The sequence below is a fragment of the Mesorhizobium sp. M7A.F.Ca.MR.245.00.0.0 genome (genome assembly GCF_003997415.1).
Taxonomy (GTDB): Bacteria; Pseudomonadota; Alphaproteobacteria; order Rhizobiales; family Rhizobiaceae; genus Mesorhizobium.
Genome location: NZ_RZTE01000087.1, coordinates 1 through 3,607 on the forward strand (window position 1 = coordinate 1; position 3,607 = coordinate 3,607).

Annotated in this window: 3 protein-coding genes and 1 pseudogene; all 4 read right to left on the minus strand. The window is 61.8% G+C overall.

Translation table 11 applies throughout. The annotated features are described in order from the left end of the window. Window positions 1-654 (minus strand): annotated as a pseudogene (locus EOB80_RS34075) (amino acid ABC transporter ATP-binding protein); the annotation flags it as partial. Beyond that, window positions 651-1,625, minus strand: coding sequence for an amino acid ABC transporter permease (locus EOB80_RS34080; protein ID WP_127332355.1), 975 nt, complete (start codon window positions 1,623-1,625; stop codon window positions 651-653). The gene EOB80_RS34080 and the pseudogene EOB80_RS34075, both read right to left, overlap by 4 nt. 56 nt (window positions 1,626-1,681) lie before the next feature. Continuing rightward, on the minus strand, window positions 1,682-2,515 hold the full coding sequence (locus EOB80_RS34085; protein ID WP_127332357.1) for a transporter substrate-binding domain-containing protein: 834 nt from the start codon (window positions 2,513-2,515) through the stop codon (window positions 1,682-1,684). Between the two features lie 264 nt (window positions 2,516-2,779). After that, window positions 2,780-3,607: an alpha/beta hydrolase gene (locus EOB80_RS34090; RefSeq protein WP_127332359.1), complete on the minus strand. Its 828-nt coding sequence runs from the start codon at window positions 3,605-3,607 to the stop codon at window positions 2,780-2,782.

The window sequence follows — 3,607 nt, forward strand, 5'->3', positions numbered from 1 at the left end:
ATCTGCCCAGCGTCCATGAAGATCACCCGGTCGGCAACCGCACGCGCAAAACCCATCTCATGCGTTACACACACCATGGTCATGCCGTCCCGAGCCAATCCCGTCATCGTCTCTAGCACCTCGGAGACCATTTCCGGATCGAGGGCGGAGGTCGGCTCATCGAACAGCATGACAGCCGGTTCCATGCACAGGCTGCGGGCAATCGCCACGCGCTGCTGCTGTCCGCCGGACAGCTGGATGGGGAACTTGTTCGCCTGTTCGGGAATGCGGACCCGCTCAAGGAACTTCAGTGCGGTCTTGCGCGCCTGCTTTTCCGATACGCCCTTCACCCACATTGGGCCGGCCATGCAGTTCATCAGCACCGTCATGTGCGGAAACAGGTTGAAGTGCTGGAAGACCATGCCGACGTTGGAGCGCACGGTGGCAACGTTGGTCATCTTGCCATGTAAGGCAACGCCGTTGACGACGATGTCGCCCTCTTGATGCGCCTCCAGGCGATTGAAGCAGCGGATGAGCGTTGATTTGCCGGAACCCGAGGGCCCGCAGATCACGATCCGCTCGCTTGTGGACGATCAGGTTGATGTTCTTCAGCGCCTGGAATTGGCCGTACCATTTGGAAACGGACTTGGCTTCAATGATGGCCGGAGCGCTCATCGCACCTTGCTCCTGTGGTAATGCCGTTCGATCCGCGATTGGACCAGTTCGAGGCAGATCGACAGCATCCAGTAGATCATGGCTGCCGAGATCAGCATCTCCATGTGCTGGAAGGTCTTCTGTCCGAGGGTGCGCGCCAGGAACATCAGCTCCCACACGCCGATGACCGAGACCAGCGAGGAATCCTTCAGCATCGAGATGAACTGGTTGCCCGTTGGCGGAATGATGACCGGCAATGCCTGCGGCAGGATGATGCGACGCATGGTCAGCGTGAAGCCGAAGCCCATGGAGCGCGACGCCTCCCACTGGCCGCGATCGATGCTCTGTATGCCGGAGCGGAAGATCTCGGTCATGTAGGCGCCGTAGCAGAGCGATAGCGCCAGGATGCCGGCCGGAACCGCATCAATGACAAAGCCGAGCTGCGGCAGCCCGAGATAGATCAGATAGACCTGCATGAGTAGCGGCAGGCCGCGGAAGAAGGAGGTGTAGAAGCTGGCGATGGCGTAGGCGAAGCCATTGCTAGAAAGCTTGGCCACCGCACCGGCGACGGCGATGACGGAAGCGATAACGATCGAAATGGCCGAGACGTAGAGTGTGGTGACAACGCCCTGGCTAATCAGGAACGGCAGCTTCTCCCTGATAAAGGGCAGGCTGAGATGGAACGTTTCGAAGAAGGCGATGAACAGGAGCAGCAGTTCGAGCCAGACGATGCCGATCTGGAACTTGAGCGGCGCGAAGCCGATCAGCACGACGTTCAAGGTGAAGATCACCGCTATGGCAAAAGCAATGGCAAAGCGGCCGTAGAAGCCACTCACCGACGGTTCGCCGATCACGGGGCGCATCAGTTCGGCAAAGCTGGTGCTCGACATGTTGAAAGCCATGAAGAGAAGCAGAACGACGCCGAACATCGTAGCCACGAACCAGGGTTTGTGGACGAGGATTTCGGCTTCGACGGTATCGGGATAGAGCATCTTTGAGCACCGGCTGTTCGGCGGCCTGCCGGGGGGCAGGCCGCCTTTGAAAGGGGCTAGTTGGTCTTCGAATAATCCTGCCCGTACCACTTTTCGGAGAGCTTGCTCAGCGTGCCATCCTCCTTCATCGCTTTCACGGCGTCGCCGATCTTGGCGGAGAGTTCGGGATCGCCGCGTTCGATGGCAATCGCCAGCGGCTCGTAGAATACCGGATCGCCTAGTTGCTTGATCGGGTAGCCGGCCTTCTCGGCATCGAGGATCGACGGTAGCGAAGAGACCACCGCGTCCAGGCGCACGCCGTCGCCGAGGCGGAGGTCGTCAAAGGCGGTCGTCGAATTCTCGTAGGAGCGGACCTCCTTCGGGTTGAGCTTGTACTCGAATGGCGGCGCGCCGGCGGCGTCGAGCGTCAGATCCTTCTTGGCATAGGCCTCGAAGGTGGAGGTGCTGGTGGCGCCGACCACCTTGCCGTCGAGATCTGCCAGCGTCTTGGCCTTGCTGTCCTTGTGCACGGCAACGGCCGCCGGCGTGTAATAGTAGACCGCCGGAAAATCGAAGATCTCGGCGCGTTTCTTGGTCGGCGTCATCGAGCCGGCATGCATGTCCCAGCGCCCCGCCCAATGGCCGGCGGTGATGATGTCCCAGCCGGGCGTGATGAACTCGACCTTGACGCCGAGGTGCTTGCCGATGGCTTTGGCGACGTCGACATCGAAGCCGTCCAGCTCGTTGCTGGAATTCACGAAGGACTGCGGCGCCCAGTTGGCATCGGTCGCCACCTTGAGCGTGCCGGCCGCCAAAACGCGGTCGAGCACCGCGCCTGCGTGAGCAGGATATGCGCCAAGCGCAAGCGCCATCGCGGCCAACGTCAGCTGTGGTCTGTTCCAGAATGTCATATCCGTATTCCCCTGTTGTTGTTCAGTTCCTTACAGTCACTTCCGTTCAGCCGGTCGTGACGTCCCAATTTCGTGCCGACCTGGTCGGCGTCCTCTCCCAAGGCCCGCCGATTTAGCGACGTCGTGGCCGGTCCGGTCTTCCGATGTCGCGGAGGATGTTTGCCGTCGCCATTCCCCCGATCACAGGGAAGGTCTCGGCCCGCTCCCTGCGAGGTGTCGTGCAGCCAGTGGTGTCCGGCGTTCGCTTTCGCATCGCGAAGGCTGCTATTCATCGGCGCCGCCCCCTTTCCCGCGGTCAGCGTCCATCAGGAAATCGCCCATCAGGGTGGCAACCCGAGCCGGCGCCTCGATCAGGATCGAATGACGAAGTCCGGGCAGGATGGCGAGTTGCGACCCTTGCATCTGTTCGTGCATCAGCCGTGCCATCCGCGGGCTGGAGCCCTGATCGTCCTCCCCGGTCACGATCAGCGTCGGGCAGGTGATGCGGTCGAGAATGCCGCCGAAATCGGTCTCGGCCAGAACGCGATAGGCGGCCGCATAGCAGTCGCGGTCGTTTTCAGCGTCACGCCGGCGCAACTCGGCGATGACCTCCGGGTTGCTGTCCTGAAAATCCTCCGTCAGCCAGCGCGACAGCGAGGCTGCATGATGCACTGAGGCATCGCTCGCCATCAGCGCCGCCAGCCGGCCACGCACCGCGTGCCGTTCCTCGGGCGTGCGGCCGGCGACCGTCGACAGCAACACCAGTTTTTTCAGGCGCTCGGCATGCATCAGCGACAGGCGCTGTGCGATCAGGCCACCCAGTGAAAACCCGGCCAGATGGAAGGCGGCAAACCCGACATGGTCGGCCAGCGCCAGCGTTTCCTTGACGAAATCATCGATCTCGTAACGGCCCTTGATCCGGCTGGAGCGGCCATGGCCGCGCAGGTCGAAGGTGAGAACCGAGAAGCGATCTTTCAGTTGGCCCGCCACGCCACTCCAGGCTTCGAGATAGGAGCCGACTCCATGGATGCAGACCAGCGGCAACCCACCCTCACCCTCAAGGCGCCAGTTGAGCAGCACGCCCTCGACATCGAGCTGGCCGGAGCGCGCCAT